This is a genomic window from Streptomyces sp. MZ04 (assembly GCF_004684775.1).
Taxonomy (GTDB): Bacteria; Actinomycetota; Actinomycetes; order Streptomycetales; family Streptomycetaceae; genus Streptomyces.
On sequence record NZ_SRIC01000041.1, the window covers coordinates 1 to 17,028 of the forward strand.

Here is a 17,028-nt window from a genome sequence, read left to right on the forward strand (position 1 = left end):
CGCCGCTATCTCTCCGAGGGCTCCATGGCCGAACTCTTCACCGACAAGCCAGCCCCGCAGCAACAGATCCCCGCACAAGCGGAACCAAACGAGCTCCACTGACTACACCACTCGGCGGGACACCATCGAGCTGCGGCAGGATATGCAGCCGCACACGCCGGTCCATACCCAGCACTGTGCTGGCGGCACCCCGAATCCCCGGCCTCCAGAAGGACGCCACATAGTCGGCAAGCGTGATCGAGCCATCACGGTGATCGACGAACTCTCCGCGCGCCTTGTCGGCGATGGCAGCACTGAGCCAAAACTTGGCATCCTCCAGCCTCCGGAAAGACCTGCACCGAACCCTTGGAATGCCTGCGACCCTGTACCGCGAACCCACGCCGTATCGGGCCGTCCGCTCTCGCTTCCCGGTGACGAGATCCTTCTTCTTCCTCACCCACCGGTCTTCGATGTATCCGGCCACGCACAAGCTCCTCGCGCATGATCCCAAGAAGCACGCAGCACGACGATCCGCGCGTCAAATGGATCCTGCAAACCGAATGCGACACCCACAAGAGCGGAGATCTCCACAGCCCTGAACTAGCCACCACTGGGACCCCACACACTCATGGCTGCCCACCTCTCACACAGCCCACCCACGGATCTCCGCTACGTGCCCGGGGCCGAGGCCGGCTGGCTGTGCCTCGCCACGTATGGCCGTTCCGTCTGGCAGGCAGCGATGGCCAGGGTGGTCGAGCGCTAGGCAGGGCGCTGCTTCCGCCCAGGCCCCCGTACGCGACCGACCCGACCACGCGCATTCGACACATGCACGTACTCGACCACTCCGTTTTGTACGAGCTGATGAATCGGCGCCGTCGAGGCGGGTGCTACAAAGAGACCCGAACCGCTTCATCTCCGCCCCTCGGCCGCGCTCCTCACCCCTCGAGCGCGAGCCCCCGGGGCGTGCGCACCGGACGATCCGGCGCCGCCGAAGCGTATGCGCCCCAGCCTCGATCAGGCACTGCCGCGCCTTCCGAATCAAGGGGTGCCTTCGGCCCCCGATGTTGCAGAGAGGCCGACAGGTTGAGCCCACAGATATCTTCCGAGGACCGTGGCGCCCCGCGCCCGCACGTTCCCGCCACCGGCCGGGACGTCGTGATCATCGAGGACGACGAGACCCTGGGCCGCTCTGCGGCCGCCTGCATCGAACGCTGGGGGAGCACCGCACACCGCCTGCCCCGCCCCGACGACGACGCACTGCGCCAGCAGTTGAACGGTCCCGTCGACAGCATCGCCATCGTGTCCCGTGACGACATGATCGCCCTGCGCTACGCGCTCCTCGCCGAGCACCTCAAGCCCGGTGTCCGTCTGGTCGTGACGATCTTCGATCGTACGGTTGCCGAGGAGGTATCCCGGACCATCCCCAACTGCACCGCCTTGAGCATGACCGACGCGATGCTGCCCAGCCTCCTGGCGAACTGTCTCGCTCCCCGGTACGCCATGCTGCAGCCCGTCGGCGACGACCTCGTGGGCGTGCGACGGGAAGGCGCGACCGTGGAAGTCGAGCACCTGCCGCGGCGGGCCTTCGCCACCTTGCCGAAGCCGCACCCGCGCTCCACCGTCAGCGCCTGGTTCCGCTCCCTCGGCACCTCCGCGAAGGCACTGGTCGCCAGCCTCTTTGCACTGCTGCTCGCGTTCTCCGTCGATGTCGCGCTCGGCGTGCTCGTCCTGCACGAGCACTGGACCGAGGCCCTGTGGAACGCGGCCCGTACGCTCACCACGATCGGCTCCTCGCATGCCGCCGAACACGGGCCCGGCTGGTACAAGGTGTTCTCCGCCGTCTCGATGATCAGCGTGTTCGTGTTTGCCGCCGTGTTCACCGCCGGTGTGGTCGACCGGTTCACCGGACACCGGATGACCAGCATTCTCGGCGCCCGCTCCATCCCGCGCCGAGGCCACGTCATCGTCGTCGGCCTCGGCCAGGTCGGCCTGCGTCTATCCGCCCGGCTCCGGGACCTCGGCGTCAAGGTCGTCGCCGTCGAGCGCAACCGGCAGGCCCCCTGTCTCCCGCTGGCCCGCTCGCTCGACATCCCCGTCGTCATCGGCCGCGGCGGCGACCGCTTCCTGCTCGAACGTCTCTCCGTACGACGGGCCCGCGCCCTGGCAGCGGTCGCCTCGGACGGCCTGGGGAACATCGCCGTCGCGGTCGCCACCCGAGCCGTCGCCGGCGACCAGCGCATCGTGCTGCGCGCCGGCGGCGACGAGGTCACCACCGAATCGCAGTCGCTCTTCCGCATCGGCGCCGTCTGCGACTTCCCGCTCATCGTCAGCACGTTCGTCGCCGCGACCGTCCTCGACGCCGAACTCCGCAGCGTGTTCGTGGCGGATGGCCGAACGTGCGCCCTCTTCGCGGACGACCGGGTCGTGGACCTCGCGACGTGGGATGCGAGCCCTGCACACGAGATGTCGCGGGTCTAGGGGGAGACACCCCCACCCCCTAGGGCCTGCTCGGCGGTACCTCGACGACGAAGAAGAGGAAGTTGGGTTTGGTCGAAAGGTCATGGAAGCCGTCGGGGAACAGTTCACGGGCGGCCGGGTCAGGCTGCGGTTCGCTGATGGCGGCCAGTCGGAACCCGGCGATGGTGAAAGCATCGGTCATCGCGTGCAACGGCCTGCGCCAGAACTTCATCGGGACGGACTGCCCGTTGAACCTCCAGTCGAAGGTATAGCTGGTGGTCGCGAAATAGTCGGGTTCGAGGATCCTGGAACGTGTAGGCCGCAACAGGGTGGTCCACCGACGCGATCAACCGGCCGCCCGGCCTGAGCGCGCGCCGCAACTCGGCCGGCGTCGGCCTCCAGTCCTCCAGGTAGTGCAGCACCAGCGACGCGACCACGTCGTCGAACGCACCGTCCTCAAACGGCAGACGGTCTCTCAGATCGACCACATGCAGGTCCACATCGTCACCGAGCCGCCGCCTGGCCAACGCCAACATCCCGGCGCTGACGTCGATACCGGTAACGACGGCACCCCGGTCGCGCAGCGCAGCGGACAGCTGGCCGCGTAGTACGCGGTCACGAGGCTGTTCTCGGACTCCGCCGCGTACGCCTCGGCGAAGTTGTCGTAGCCATTCGCCCGGTCCGCATCCGCGGACCGGGCGAAGCTCTCGGGCACGTTGGTGAGGCGTTCCATCGGCGCAGCCTAGTAGCACTGATCCGCGAACGTGGGGCGTGGCCCGGTGGTTAACCGGTAGCCACGGCCCCCGCCTTGGCAATGAGCATGTCCAGCAACGACAGCAGCGCACCGCGCACGTCGTCGCGGGAGCGGGCGTCGAGCATGAGGACGGGGGTGTTCGGGTCCCGCAGGTGCAGGGCCGCCCGGATCTCCTCGGCGTTGTACGGCTGTTCGCCGTGGAAGCAGTTCGCGCCGACCACGAACGGCAGCCCTCGGTTCTCGAAGAAGTCGACGGCCGGGAAGCTGCGGTCGAGGCGTCGAGTGTCGACCAACACGATCGCCCCGAGTGCCCCGTTGAGCAGGTCGTCCCACATGAACCAGAAGCGCTCCTGGCCCGGTGTGCCGAACAAGTAGAGGACGACGCCTGCGTCGGTGAGGGTGAGGCGGCCGAAGTCCATCGCGACGGTGGTGACCGCCTTGGACTCGATGCCGTCGAGGTCGTCGACGCCGACGCCCGCGCTCGTCAGCCGCTCCTCGGTGCGCAGCGGCTCGATCTCGGAGATCGTCTCGACCAGGGTCGTCTTGCCGACGCCGAATCCCCCAGCGATGAGGATCTTGACGGGGTCCGCTTCCTGGGCAGGGGTGTCATATCCGGGCAAGGTTGTCCCTGATTCTCATGAGCAGGTGGACATTGGTGGTCTCGGCCCCTTCCAGGGGCGGCCGGTGTTCGATCAGCCCCCGATCCGCGAGTTCGCCGAGAAGAAGCATCATCGGAGTGAGGCGCATGTGCATGCGCGCCGCGATCTCGGCGACCGCCAGGCCGCCCGGCGGCGGGCACATGGCGAGGATGGCCTGCCACTCGGTGGGCAGGCCGCCGTGGCTGTCCGCGACGGACACCGCCGTGATCGTGGTGTCCATGGTGAGGACGGTGCGGGCGGCCGCAACCGCTGTACGCCCATCGGTCAGCGCGTACAGCCGTGTCCGGCGGCCGCCCTGCTGCGGCCCTGGCTCGTCCGCCATTACGAGGGCTTCGCCTGACTGCGCTCGGGCGTGCTCAGCCACTCGCCCAGCGCCTGCGCGGTCCGCACGGCCTCGCCGCCCAGCTCCCCGAGCCGCGCCTTGCGTGAGGTCACCACGATGAGCGTGCTGCCCTCGCCGCACCCGACGATGCAGAGATAGCTGTCGTCCATCTCCACGAGCTGGCGGATCACCCGGCCGCCGCCGACCTCCCGGGATATCGCCTTCATGGTGGCGGCGATGCCGGAGGACGCGGCGGCGATGCGCTCCGCCTGGTCCCGTTCCAGCTGGTACGCGCTGAGTTTGATCCCGTCGTTGGACAGGAGCACGGCACCCTGGACGCCGGCGATCCTGCCCAGGTTGTTGTCCAGGACGCTGTAGATCATGTTGTTCGCTGTCGTCGTCATGGCTGATCCCGTCGGAGCTCGTCTTCCACTGTCTGGGTGCCGTGTTCGTAGTCCGCCCAGGCGTCGGCCACCTCTTCGGGCGTCGCCGAGTCCTGACCAGCGTCGGCTTCCGCCGCGCGGGGCGCGCGGAGCTGCTCGGCGATATGGGCCTGCGGGACCCGCTCGGGAAGGGCGGGCTTCGCGCCTCCGTCCCGGGTCACGGCAGAGGTCGGCAGCTTGCTCTGCGCCGGCCGCTCGGGCGAGCCCTCCGGCGTCGTACCACCGGACAGGCCGGTCTTGGTGTGCAGGACCAGCTCAGGCTTGCGTTCCTCGGGCAGGGGCACTGCCGGGGAGGACGGCGCCGCGGCGCGGGGCGCTGTCTTTCCTGCCCGGACCGGTTCGGTCGGCACCAGGAGTTCCTCGGGCAGGATCACCACGGCCGACGTACCCCCGTACACCGAGCGGCGCAGCGTCACCTTGGCGCCGAGCTGTTCGGCGAGGTGGCCGACCACGAAGAGGCCGAGCCGGTGCGCGTTCTCCGCCAGGACGGAGTACGGCGGGGCCGAGTGCAGGCGCCCGTTCATCTCCTCGTACGTCGCGCCGGTCACCCGGGGCCCACGGTCCTCGATCTCCACCGACAGGCCGTCCGTCACGTGTTCGGCCCGTACGACCACCTTGGACCTCGGCGGCGAGAACCGGGTGGCGTTGTCCAGGAGTTCCGCCAGGAGGTGGCTGATCTCGCTGATCACCCGCGGCGTCACGCTGATCTCGTCCAGGGACTGGCGCTCGATCCGCCGGAAGTCCTCGACTTCCGCGGCGGCTTCGCGCAGCAAGTCGGCGACGCGCATGGGCTCGGTGTGCGGATCGGGGATCTCGCCGCCCGCCAGAATCAGCAGGTTCTCGATCTGCCGTCGCATACCCACCGTCAATTGGTCGGATCGCATCAACTGGGCGAGCAGCTCCTCGTCGTGACCGAAGATGTCCTGCAGCTCGTCGGTGAGGGTCAGCTGGCGGCTGACCAGGTTTCCGGTGCGCGAGGCGATGCCCGCGGCGAACATGCCGAAGCCGTGACGCTCGGCCGCGAGCTGCGCGTGCCCGTCGACGGATACGGAGACGACCCGGGCGAACGCGTCGCTGATGCGCCCGACCTCGTCCTGCTCTCCGGTCACCGCGGGCAGCGCGTCGTCGTCGACGGACTGTCCGCGCTGGAGTCGGGCCACAACGTCCGGCAGCGTGTCCTCAGCGATGGTCACCGTACGCCGGTGCAGACCGCGCAGGCGTTGGAGCACGGAGCGGGTGGTGAACACGATGACGGCCACGACCGCGAGCACGGCTCCGCCGTTTCCGACGATCAGCCAGGTGACCTCGCTCTCCAGCTCCGTGGCCTTGGCGTCGGCGCGTGCGATCACGCCGCGCGCCTGCTTCACGTTGAGCGCGTCAAGGCGCTCAACGAACTGCTCGTGCGCGGCGTGCCAGTCGTCGACCTCCTTGGGCAGCTTGACGCCGGACTCGACGTTCTGGTGGTCGGAGATGACCGCGTTCTCGATACGGACCTTCGTCTGCCAGGCGTCCGAGCCGAGGATCTGGTTGTAGGCCGCTCGGTCCTCGGCCGCCAGATACGGCTCGACCCACTCGGAGTACTGGTACCGCTGGGATCCGACGGAGTTGACGAATTCGGTGAACGCGGAGGAGCTCAGCCGCTTGGACGGCCCGGCCAACACGAGGGCGGCGGTCTCGCGCGACACCATCTCGGACACCGAGAACATCGTGACGACCACGCCGTTCTCCTGGATGAACTCGGCGTCCTGCACGTGGCTGAAGTCGTCCATGTACACATGGATGATGTGGTCGATCAGGCCCGAGTAGTAGTCGATCGTCCGTTCCGCGCCTCCGCTGCGGGCGTCCGCGCGCTCGCGGTACGTGCCCAGGTTCGCGAGGTTGCGCTTCAGCTTCGCGAGGGGACGCTCATCCCCTCGCCGCTCCGCCGGGACTCCCTCCGCCGACCGGAGCAGTTCGTCCATGGCCCGGTCCGTGGCCGCGCGCTGGTCGCGCAACTCCTCCGCGGACACGTCACCGCCCGTCCACCGTGCGGCGGTCGCGGTCCGCTCGGCCTGCACTTCGACCATCAGCCTGGACAGGGGTATGCCGACCCGCTCACCGACGGCCACGTCGGCGCGCAGGTGCTCCGACTCGTCCAGCAACGGCTGTGCGATCAGGACCACTTGGGCACTCATCGCCAGAATAGGGACGATTGCCAGCCAAATGAGCAGCGTACGCAGCCGCACGGTAGGCCGCCGACGCGTCGTCGACTGCCCTGGTGGGCCTTCGGGGTCTAGTGGGCCTTCGGGGTCTATAGGAGACATCAGTCCTCAGGAGCGGTTGAACGGTTTTGGGGACGGCTCAACAGCCGAGACCAGACGCAGTCCTGAGGCAAGGCGCGGACCGGGGGAAGTCAGGTTTCGGCTACGGCAGGGTGTGGGGGTGCAGATCATAACCAGCCACACCAGGGAAACGGAGGGCTGACTTCCGTAGGCACCATGTGGTATTGCCGATGAACACGTTGCACACCGGAGCCCAGATCGGAATCGAACCGCGACGTCCGGCCAGGCCGGCCTGTCGTGGAGGGCGAGGTCGGCGGAGGCGGCAAGGCGGGCGGCGGAGGGGACAGCGGTGCCGTCCGACCGAACCAAGTAACCCTCAAGGCACCGCGTCGTGGCTGAAATCCGACGCGATGACGGATGCGACCAGGGCATCCGGCGAGCCGTTCGGCGAGGGCGGCAAGGGCTGCACGGCCGGGCCGACGCTCAACTCCAGTTGATGACCGACTCAACATCCTTGTCACATCGCCGCGTGGGCGAGGTGGAGCAGGCCGTTGCGCATGCGCTGTTCGCCGAGTTCGGGCAGGAGTGCGGCGACGTGGTCGGCTGCCCGTGCGGCGAGCAGGGCGTGGGCAGCGAGCGCCTCTGGCACGCCACGGCCACGGCCAACACCCCTGCCCAAATCCTCGGCACACTCCTCGACGCACTCGCGTCGGAGTCAGCGTGGAGCGCCGGACCTGCCACCGGCGTCGCGGAAGCCACCATCACCCATGGGTTGCGCCCGCTCGGCGACGCCGGCTGGAAGAACACTGTCGACGGCCGCTGGATTTCCTGGGATGCACCCGGCGAAGAACCCGCCGGCGTGCGTGTCGACGCCTTCGCCGCAGGCATGCGGCCCGATAGCCCTCTGCCGACCTGGACCATGTGGGGTGACGGCAACACCGCACACCAGCCCGCCTGGACACTCGAACTCTCTTCGCGTACTCCCGCGGCGGTCCTGTACGACCTCGCTTTCGAACTCGCCGAAGGGCAAGCTGTCCGACGCAAACATCCAACGGCTTCTGGCCGGAACACGGTCAGCGCCGTAGCTCGTCAGCCATTGCCGTCACCCCCGCCTTCGAGTCCACCATCGCCTGGCAGCCCAATTCGGACCCGCTGATCGACGCGGAGCGAGCACCGTTCCCGGCGGGCAGACCGCGGCGGCGGCGCGCGGTTCCCCCGCAGACGACGCGCTCAGCCCCCAAGGCCCCTGGCCTGACATTGCATTGGGCAGCAAGCGGCAAACAGGCATCAGCACGGCATAGGGCGCGCGTAGCACAAGCACTCATGGACCTCGTGGCACGCGTACGCCGCGCGTTGGGCGAACAAGCCATCCACCCAGCAGAATTTGAGCGCTGCGCCTACGCCCTCCTGCAATCGCCTGTTGGCGCGCAGCGCGTTGCCGTACACCAGCCAACACGTCGGCCGCGACCAACTCGTCACCCTCGCCCACCTCCCAGTGCAACGCGCGCAGTGGCGGACTGGCCTGCGATGATGACGGCGTGCCAGAGCCAGGGACCACTGCCGTCGTCATTGTCTTGCCCGATGCCGCGCCGCTCCTCGATGCGGCGTGGCGTATCGACCCGGCTCTGGTGCGTCGTGGGGTGCCGGCGCACGTCTCGCTCCTCTACCCGTTCGTGCCGGAATCGGTGCTGACAGATCAGGACGAGAAGGGCGTGCGTGCCCTGGCTGCGAGTTTCCCGGCAGCTGATCTGCTCTTGGAGGAGGTCGTGACGGCGTCCGGCTTCGTCGCCGTCACCGTTCCGGGACTCCAAACGATCGTCGATGCGTTCCGCACCCAGTGGCCCGGGTTGCGCCCGTACAAGGGCCGCTTCGGGGCGCAGCCCGCCGCCCATGTCACGGTCGCCATGGGTGCGGACAACCCGACAGCTGCCGCCCATGTCCGCGCTGCGATCGACAGCCTGCTGCCGCTGCACACCCGTGCGACGGCGGTCCAGCTGGTGGTGCTGACGGAGGAAGGCTGGCAGCCGCGGTTCACCGTGCCGCTCGGCGTCCCGGACGGGCCGTAAACACCGCCCGCCAGTCCCTCGCCCCTGGCCGCGAACACAGCCCGAGGCCGGCACCCCGTCCTCGGCCACATCCCGGGGACCAGTCGAACTGCGCACACGACCAAACAACCTGCACAGCCGCACCTCTGCGCGTAGTCGTCTACCCGCCCGACGCCGAGGGCGGGCGCCGTGTCCGCGGCCGCGGCCACGGCAAGATCCTCGGCCGCGTCTGCGCCCCAGGACCCGGAAAACGTCCGCCTGGACGACCCTCTGCTCATCGAGTGGCGCGGCGGCGGGCCAGCCGTCTGGAACCCCGATCCCTCCGAGGAGTGAACCCAGCAGTGCGGGCCGCCACCCGGCGAGGGTGGCGGCCCACACTGCTGCGCTACTGCTGTTAGCGGGGCATCGCAGGCCCGTTCACCTTCTCCGGCCACTGCGCCCCGGTGTCGGCCGTCTTTGGCTGAGGGGTGATCCCCGATCAGCGGCGGCCGGTGGCCAGGATGACGAGGAACTGGCCGCCGCCCGCCTCGATGCCGGCGGTCACCGGCACCCCCGGTAGCAGTCGGGAGAACCGGTCCACCAGCCAATCCGCCGCCTCTTGGGCGTCCTTCCTGGTCGGACAACGGCCCACCATCTCGCGGCCCCCCTTCCGCTCCAGCCTGTCGCCAACGGCGATCAGCGGCGCGGGTTCGACTACGTACAGGCGCTCCGGCCAGGCGATGACCACCTTGACCGCACCCTTGCGGCTATTGCACCCGCGGTGCGCGAGCCGCTCGGCGACCTTGGCCTTCCGATCGGCGGTCCGGCTGTCGACACTGGGCCCCCGCGGGTCGTTCACCGACTCGTCGGGGTCGACCGGTTCGTCACACACCCAGCACCGCCAGCCGTCGCGCTCAGCCACATCATCAAGAAGACTCATCCAGGCAAACTAGCCTGCCCGGCCGCCACCCGCGCACCAGGGCCCCGGCCGGCCAACAGCGCTGCGACACCAGGCTGGTTTTATAGACGACAAGCGTGCTTCAGGCACAGCGCCTGTTCGGCGCGCGCCCTCGTCCGCCCGGCCAAGCGCCCTCAGATACCGCGCGTAGCCGCCGTGACGAGCCGGGAACGGGGCTCGGCCAGGGGCGATACCTCTCCCGAAGCTCCCCTCGCTGGGGAGGATCTGGGGAGAACGAAGCCCCGTTGGGGAGCGGCTGGGGAGGATCGGCCGCATCAACAGGCAGCACGGCGAAAGGGCCGGAAAGATGGATCGCCGCAGGCCAGAGCACCTCCCTGGCGGATTTCCGCAGGTCAGCGGCGTGAGGGAGACGACTTCAAGAAGATCTCGTCGTGGGCGGCGATTCTGTTCGCGCCGACGCTGGTCGGCACGATCTACGGCATGAACTTCGAGACGATGCCCGAGCTGCAGTGGGCGGCCGGGTATCCGTTCGCGATCCTGCTGATGGCCGTGGTGTGCGTGAGCCTGTACTTCATCTTCAAGCGGCGGGATTGGCTGTAGCGGGGAGCCGAGAGGCTCGAACGACTTCGCGTGCTCGAACGACTTCGCGTGCTCGAACGACTTCGCGTGCTCGAACGGCTTCGAAGGCTCTGTGGAGCCCCCTGGGGAACGAGACCTCCCGACCCGCGCCGCAAGGCAGGACAATGGACAATCGATGACGCGGCGCCTTCCCGGGAACCCCGAGAGCATACGAGCCGCGACCGGAAGCGAAGAGCAAACACGGCCAGGATGGCCACCCCCCACGGGAGTCACCCTGACCGTGATCGCATGTGGGGCGACAAGCGCACCCGTATGCAGTTCTGCGTCGCGGCGTGCTGCCGCGTTACTCGGCCGAGCGATGCATCCGACACGCGCGCCATGTGCCATGCCTGGCCCTGCGGGTGTAACAAGTGACCGCCCAGTGCCGCAGTAGAAGTAGCCGACTGGTCATCGGCCCATGCGGATCCGCCGGTTCCCCCCGTGCCAGTGGATCCGCCACCCGGCGCGGGCGGCGCCACGCTCTTTGCGGCCCGCCCGCGCCGGCCTCACCCTTGCGAAGGGCGACCGGATCGGTGTCGGTCAGCGGTCAGCGGTCACTGGTGATGGTGACCGGGTCGTCGTTCCGCAGCTCGTTCACCAGCTGCTTGACCTTCGGCCTGTCCCACTGGAGGTTGCCGCCGACGCTGCCGGAGACCGGCATGTTCAGGGACTTGCCGTCGCCGCCGGAGACGTCCTTCATGGCGAGGAACATCTTGCCGAGCAGGTAGGGGTTCATGTCCTTGTCGACGACGACGGTGTCCAGGCCCGCGTTCATGACCGGGTAGAGCCTGAACGGGTTGAGGAAGGTGCCGGGCGTGGCCACCTGGCTCGCGAGCGTCGAGAGGAATTTCTGCTGGTTCTTGGTGCGGTCCAGGTCGCTGCCGGCGAAGGCGTGCCGGGTGCGGACGTACGCGAGCGCCTGGGTGCCGTCGAGGGTCTGCTCGCCGGCCTTGAAATCGGCTCCCGACCACTTGTCCGTGAAGCCAGCCCTCGTCGAGGTTCATCTCGACGCCGTCCATGGCGTCGACGATGTCCGCGAAGCCGGTGAAGCCGATCTCGGCGTAGTGGTCGATGTGCAGCCCGGTGTTGTACTCGACCGTGCGGACCAACAGCTGCGGCCCGTCGAAGGCGTAGGAGGCGTAGGAGGCGTTGAGCTTGTTCGCGCCCATCGCGGACCTGATCCTGGGGCGGTTCTCCGGATGGATCCCCCGGGAACTCCACGCGGGCGACACCCTCGAAGTCTCCACGCCCGCAGGCCGCTTCCACACCCAACCGGCTGAACACCCGCCACCTGCTGGGCGTCGCCGCGGGGCAGCGGCAGCACCCCCATCCTCGCCATCGACCACGTCGCGGCTGGAGACCTCCGTGCCCGCATTACGGCTGGGCAACTACATCAGGCCCTCGCAAGACCCCGACCTTGCCCGCTCTCCGTATCGGGGGGGCTCGCCGCCCTGGACCTCACCGACTTCCTCACCCGCTGGCCCTCCCTGCACACAGACGCCCTCAAACAGGTCCGCCACCGCATCCACCCGACAGCCCGCATCCACCCCCAAGCCATGGTGGGCGACGACGTGATCATCGGGCCCCACGCCCACGTCGGGGAATTCAGTACCGCGCGAAGCCACACCGTGATCGGACCGCGCGCCGGCGTCGGCTTCAACTACTCAGGAAGTACCTGGCCGGCTCGGCGGCAACCGACCGGGCATGCCGAGCAGTTGAACCTGCCTGCGTACGCGGACGCATCCGCGCCGGAAGTCGCCATCCGCGGGCGGCCCGCCGCCTGGGGCCGGCCTCGTGAACGTGGGCCAACCTCGTCGGCTCACTCCTTCAAGTTGTAGAAGTGGATGGGTGAGTTCGGCGTGAAACCGATACGCGGGTATACGGGGGCCCCGGCGACGGTCGCGTGCAAAGTGGCGCGGGTCAGCCCGGTGGCTCGGGCGCCCTCGTGCAGCGCCTTGCGCGTGACCGCCTCGCCATAGCCCCTGCGCTGCCACTGCGGGTCGGTGGCTACGAAGGCGACGAAGAGGCGGCCTTGCGCTTCGACCGTCGCGGCGCATGCCACCGGAACGTCGCCTCGCATGGCCAGGTAGGCGTACACCTCGCTCTTCCAGCGCGCGGATCCGACCAGGCCGTCGCGGCCTTCCTCCAAGGAGAACCCGTAGGCGCTTGATTGGAGGTCCGCGTAGGCGCGCAAGTGCTCGTCGGTGCGCACCCGCACGAACGTCAGGTCGGGGTGGACCGGGTCGGGGATGGGCAGCAGGTCTGAGGCCATGCCCCTGCCGGGGAAGGCGTACTGGAGGCCTGCCTGCTCGGCCGCCGTGGGCAGTGCGGTGCGCGCCTCGTCGTCGAGGAGGTCCTCGAAGAGCCACAGGTATCCCGGGTGCTTCTTCGCCCGCATGATGTCCGCCGCCTGGCTCAGGCGTTGCGCGACGAGATCGGCTCCTGCTCCCGCGTCGGTCAGAGTGATGCAGTTGTAGAACGAGAATCGGCAGTCGGCCCAGCGGACGGCGATGCCGGGGAGATCGCGCACATCCGCGTCCGCGTCGCGGTCGAGCACCATGGCCCGCCAGGCCACGGTGAGCTGCTGTGCCGATTCGATGGACTCCGTGAGGCCAGTCACCGTACTCCCATGGGTCGTTGAGGTCGTGGAACCGTACGTGCGGCACGCGGTGTCGCTGCCATCAGATGATGCCTTCGAACTGTTTGTCCTCGGTGGGGGAACTGGAGCGGGGCACATGGTAGGAGTCACGTCCGAAGCGCCGCCACACGGCGGCTATGAGGAAGGCCACCACTACGGCGATGGGGGTGTAGTTGAAGGTTTTGGTGGTGACCGGGCTGCTCTGCGGCAGCAGGAACAGCACCGTGACCGCGGCCGCCCACACCACCGCCACCCAGCCGATCGGCCGGCTCCAGCGGCCCAGGTGCCAGGGCCCTGGGGTGAATCGGTCGCGGTGGAGCAGTCGCAGCAGCACCGGGATGGCGTAGGCCGAGGTGAATCCCACGGCCGAGATGGCGGTCACCGCCGAGAACGCCGTCGTGGAATACAAGGACGGCAGCGCGAGCACGAAAGCCACGGCGACCGCGAGCCAGACCGCGTTCGCGGGGATGGCGGTGCGGCGGCTGACCTTCTTCCAGAGCCCCGATCCGGGCAGGGCACCGTCCCGGGAGAAGGCGTAGATCATCCGGCTGGCGCTGGCGGTCACGGTGTAGCCGCACAGGAACTGGGCCACGATGATCACAAGGAGCAGGGCCTTGGCCGCCGCCATGCCCAGGGCGTCCAGAAGGATCTGCGCCACTGGTACACCGGTCGGACCTGACAGGGTCGTGGTGTAGTCCTGGATGGCGAAAAGGAGCGTGGTCAGCAGGATGCCGCCGGCGATCCAGGACACCGCCACCGAGCGGAAGATCCCGCGGGCCGCGGCGACGGAGGCGTGGTTGGTCTCCTCGCTCAGGTGGGCCGAGGTGTCGTAGCCGGCCAGGGCGAAGACCGGCAGCAGCATGCCCAGCAGGATCACGTATACCGGGGCGCTCCAGCCGGTGTTGTTGGTGAACTCGGAGAAGACGAAGCCGGCCGACTGGTGGTGGGAGGGCACGAGCGCCAGGGCGCCGATGATGACGACGGCCCCTGCCAGGTGCCACCACGCGCTCAGGGACGTCAGGATGTTCATCAGCCGGGTGCCGAAGAGGTTCAGGACCGCGTGCAGCGCGAGGATGACCGCGTACAGGACCAGCAGGGATTCCGGGGTCGGCGTGTAATCGAACTGCAGGTTCATCCACGCGGCGGTGAACGTCGCGATGCCGTAGTCCTGGGCGGCGATTCCGCCGAGCAGGCCCAGGAGGTTGAGCCAGCCGGTGTACCAGCTCCACCGCTCGCCTCCGAGCTGGCGGGCCATGTAGTACAGGCCGCCGCTGGTGGGGTAGCGGGATGTGATCTCCGCCAGGGCCGCGGCCAGGCACAGCACCAGCGGCCCGACGGCGAGCCACCCCCACGTGATCACCGCGGGGCCTCCCGAGTTCAGGCCGTAGCCGAACAGCAGCAAGGTCCCCGACATGATCGAGATGACCGACAGGGAGGCCGAGAAATTGCCGAAAGCCCCCATCCGGCGGTGCAGTTGCTGGGTGTAGCCCAGCGACTGGAGGATGCGCGCGTCCTCCCCGTCGTCGGCGACCGGGTTCGGCTGCTGGCGCGGTGTTCTTATCGAAGTCATGGGTTCTCCGCACAGGAAAGCTGAAACAAGGGGTGCAGGGCGAGGTGGCTGCCGGGCCGCCGGCGGGCCGTGGCGGCGCCCGCCCGTGGGGCCGGTTCGGCGGTCACGGGTGTTCTCCCAGATGCCGCGGGTGGGATCTCAGGCAGGCGACGCGGTCCTCCTCAAATGCCTTCCGCCACTGGTCCTCCGGGTACCGGGCGTCGTACTGCCACGGGGCAGGAGTGGCGAAGTCGCCGATGGCATCGAACACTTCGGTGGCCCACTGGGCGAAGCCGCCCCTGGCCAAGGCGTAGGCGAGGTAGTTCAGATCCAGCTGGGAACTGGTGGCCGGATCGCACTTCTGGAACCAGCCCTCGAATGCCTGCGTGACGGCCCGGGTGGTGTCCTCCCTGGTCCACAGGAGGTTCAGCATGACCTCGGCACCTCTGTCCCGTCGCTCCCGGTGCTCCTGCACACGGGCGTAGAGGGGCAGCAGAAGCAGTGGCGAGTCGGGCGGCGCGAAGGAGACCGTCCAGCGGGCGAAATCCGTCGCGACCGCCTGGCGGCCCGCTGGACCCGGGCGGGCCTGGAGCGCCTGGGCCATGCGGTGCCATGCCTCGCGGTTGAACGGATCTCGTCGGTGTACTTCCCCCAGCAGGCCCCATGGCCCGCCGGGCAGCAGGTACTCATGGGGAGGCGGAGCCACGTGATGCTCCGGGTAGCGGCCTGTCACGTCCGTTTCGACCAGGGCCAGGCGGCAGATCCAGGGCACCGAGTCGTCGGGATTCCCCTCGCCCGCCTTGTGGCACGCCTCCCGGGCGCGGGCCACCAGATTCTCCAGGTCCCCTGCCCGCCGGTAGTCGCGCGCCCAGTTCCTTCGGTGGGCCTGCAGCACCCGTTCGGTGGCGACTCTGGCGTACATCACCCGGGCAGCGAGGCTCTCCGGTTCCTCCTTCAGCCATAACTCCACAACGTTGGCCTGAGCTGCGACAACCCCAAGGACCTGAGTGCGGGATGTCCACTGCGGCCAGCTGCCCGTCCGGGCCAGTACCTGCCGCATCTGCATCCAGTAGCCCGCCTGGATGTCCTGCACTGCCGCATAGAGGTCTGTGTCTCGGCCGGCCGGGTTCGCGCGACCTGCCGGGTTCGCCCGGCCTGCCGGGTTCGAACTCTCCATCAGCGCACCTCTCGGCCGGCCGCACACAGGGCGAGCCGAAGAGGGCCCTCAGCTGGAGCCGCTGGGGCCATGGAGAGGCCGGGATTCGCGCCGGAGGGTGACCTGTTGGGCTCCCCCGGTGCCTGCAGTGGCACGCCGTGCGCCTTCGGCCGGCCCTCCTGCGCGCGGTGTCTTGGCGGTCTGGGCGCCTTCACGCGGCGACCGGCCGGTTCGGACGGCGCTGCCGAGACCTGGTGGCGCGCCCGGCGGACAGCAGGTCGTCGGTGTCCTCGGACGCGACCCGGTGGTGCGGCGCGCGGCCCGGCTGCGCAGGGCGTGCTCCGCGGCGGGCCGCCTGCCGGTCGCTGCCGTGAGCGCTGCGGCTCGCCGGGTGGTGTGAGCACGACACCGAACGGTGTGCACTGGCGGGCATAGGCAGAAGGACTCTCGGGGCAGTTGGGACGGGGTGGCACGGTCGTACGAAGGACAGCGGTGCGGGCCGACGGGCAGGGCGGAGGCGACCGCTGGCGCATAACCTGGCCGGCGGCTTGCGCTCTTGGCCGGTAGCGAGTGCCTGACAGGTACTTAAGTGCCTGGAGGGGCGCATGACCAGAGAATCCCAAGATTGTTCGGTTGCTCAGATGCAGGTTTCGGCCATGCCGCAGGCGAGCGTCGCCGTCCGTAACCGGACCTGCCGGCCGCAGCACACTCAGACGGTGCGCCGCCGGGGCTCGGACGCTCGCAGCGACGTGCTCACGGGCATGCGGAACAGGGCCGCCGCCCTGAGCGGGAGCGGGCGGAGCACAGGTGTACGGGCGGACGGTTGCAGTCCGTCGCGGACCCGCACGGACTGGCCGGACAGCACTCCCTCGTCACCGGCGGAAGCCGCGGGTCGGGCACCGAGAGTCGTTCAGGCGAGCATGGATGTTCCGGTGACGGACTTCCAGACGCGGAATCATTCGGCCAGTTCGGTACGGTGGTCACTGGCTGTGAGCAGACGCCGCCGTGGGCGTAATTGCGCGGCTATAGGCGTCTTGGTGACGACTTCGTGGTTCGGCCGCGCGAGCGAGGCATTCTCCAGTCTGGCAGACATCGACTAGGGGCCTCGGTCGCCTCGGTCGCACAGACCCACACCGGATTGCGTACCGAAGGGCTTCCCGGCGTGTCCGCCGGAGTTGAGCCCGCCAGGAGCCTCGCCGAGCCTCGACGCACGCCGGGACTGGCTGGATCTCTTCCCCTTCCAAATCGG

At 68.9% G+C, this 17,028-nt stretch carries 12 protein-coding genes and 3 pseudogenes; 5 read left to right on the forward strand and 10 right to left on the reverse strand.

The window, feature by feature from the left end:
• Positions 1-1,062 precede the first annotated feature (1,062 nt).
• Entirely contained in the window at positions 1,063-2,457 is a 1,395-nt protein-coding gene (locus E2651_RS12075) for an NAD-binding protein (RefSeq protein WP_245238759.1), read from the forward strand.
• 19 nt (positions 2,458-2,476) lie between these two features.
• Here E2651_RS12075 and E2651_RS12080 read toward each other — a convergent pair.
• The 5 genes and pseudogenes from E2651_RS12080 to E2651_RS12100 all read right to left on the reverse strand — a co-directional run bounded on the left by E2651_RS12080 (position 2,477) and on the right by E2651_RS12100 (position 6,788).
• Positions 2,477-3,169 (reverse strand): annotated as a pseudogene (locus E2651_RS12080) (class I SAM-dependent methyltransferase).
• A 50-nt stretch (positions 3,170-3,219) separates the two neighbouring features.
• Positions 3,220-3,810 (reverse strand): ATP/GTP-binding protein, encoded by a 591-nt coding sequence (locus E2651_RS12085; protein WP_135331084.1) that lies wholly within the window; start codon positions 3,808-3,810, stop codon positions 3,220-3,222.
• Entirely contained in the window at positions 3,797-4,171 is a 375-nt protein-coding gene (locus E2651_RS12090) for a DUF742 domain-containing protein (RefSeq protein ID WP_135331085.1), read from the reverse strand. The genes E2651_RS12085 and E2651_RS12090 overlap by 14 nt, the downstream gene beginning before the upstream one ends.
• Positions 4,171-4,575, reverse strand: a complete 405-nt coding sequence (locus E2651_RS12095) for a roadblock/LC7 domain-containing protein (protein WP_135331086.1) — start codon at positions 4,573-4,575, stop codon at positions 4,171-4,173. The genes E2651_RS12090 and E2651_RS12095 overlap by 1 nt, the downstream gene beginning before the upstream one ends.
• Positions 4,572-6,788 (reverse strand): sensor histidine kinase, encoded by a 2,217-nt coding sequence (locus E2651_RS12100; RefSeq protein WP_245238761.1) that lies wholly within the window; start codon positions 6,786-6,788, stop codon positions 4,572-4,574. Before E2651_RS12100 ends, E2651_RS12095 begins: the two co-directional genes overlap by 4 nt.
• A gap of 583 nt (positions 6,789-7,371) precedes the next feature.
• On the opposite strand from E2651_RS12100, the gene E2651_RS12105 reads away from it, so the two are divergent.
• The gene (locus E2651_RS12105; protein ID WP_135331088.1) at positions 7,372-8,031 is read left to right on the forward strand and encodes a DUF317 domain-containing protein; all 660 of its coding nucleotides are present in this window, start codon (positions 7,372-7,374) and stop codon (positions 8,029-8,031) included.
• Positions 8,032-8,413: 382 nt separating this feature from the next.
• Positions 8,414-8,941: a 2'-5' RNA ligase family protein gene (locus E2651_RS12110; RefSeq protein WP_135331089.1), complete on the forward strand. Its 528-nt coding sequence runs from the start codon at positions 8,414-8,416 to the stop codon at positions 8,939-8,941.
• Between the two features lie 457 nt (positions 8,942-9,398).
• On the opposite strand, the gene E2651_RS12120 is transcribed toward E2651_RS12110, so the two are convergent.
• Entirely contained in the window at positions 9,399-9,839 is a 441-nt protein-coding gene (locus E2651_RS12120) for a hypothetical protein (protein ID WP_135331090.1), read from the reverse strand.
• A gap of 387 nt (positions 9,840-10,226) precedes the next feature.
• On the opposite strand from E2651_RS12120, the pseudogene E2651_RS12125 reads away from it, so the two are divergent.
• Positions 10,227-10,418: pseudogene (locus E2651_RS12125) on the forward strand (CorA family divalent cation transporter); the annotation flags it as partial.
• Between the two features lie 565 nt (positions 10,419-10,983).
• Here E2651_RS12125 and E2651_RS12130 read toward each other — a convergent pair.
• Positions 10,984-11,602, reverse strand: a pseudogene (locus E2651_RS12130) (LCP family protein); the annotation flags it as partial.
• Between the two features lie 390 nt (positions 11,603-11,992).
• Between E2651_RS12130 and E2651_RS12135 the strand changes: the two are divergent.
• A complete protein-coding gene (locus E2651_RS12135; RefSeq protein ID WP_245238762.1) occupies positions 11,993-12,274 on the forward strand; it encodes a hypothetical protein in 282 nt (93 codons plus the stop codon).
• On the opposite strand, the gene E2651_RS12140 is transcribed toward E2651_RS12135, so the two are convergent.
• The 3 genes from E2651_RS12140 to E2651_RS12150 all read right to left on the reverse strand — a co-directional run bounded on the left by E2651_RS12140 (position 12,256) and on the right by E2651_RS12150 (position 15,716).
• The gene (locus E2651_RS12140; protein WP_209446127.1) at positions 12,256-13,056 is read right to left on the reverse strand and encodes a GNAT family N-acetyltransferase; all 801 of its coding nucleotides are present in this window, start codon (positions 13,054-13,056) and stop codon (positions 12,256-12,258) included. The two genes, E2651_RS12135 and E2651_RS12140, sit on opposite strands and share 19 nt — an antisense overlap.
• 61 nt (positions 13,057-13,117) lie before the next feature.
• Entirely contained in the window at positions 13,118-14,644 is a 1,527-nt protein-coding gene (locus tag E2651_RS12145) for an amino acid permease (protein WP_135331092.1), read from the reverse strand.
• A 103-nt stretch (positions 14,645-14,747) separates the two neighbouring features.
• On the reverse strand, positions 14,748-15,716 hold the full coding sequence (locus E2651_RS12150) for a hypothetical protein (protein WP_245238764.1): 969 nt from the start codon (positions 15,714-15,716) through the stop codon (positions 14,748-14,750).
• Between the last annotated feature and the right edge of the window lie 1,312 nt (positions 15,717-17,028).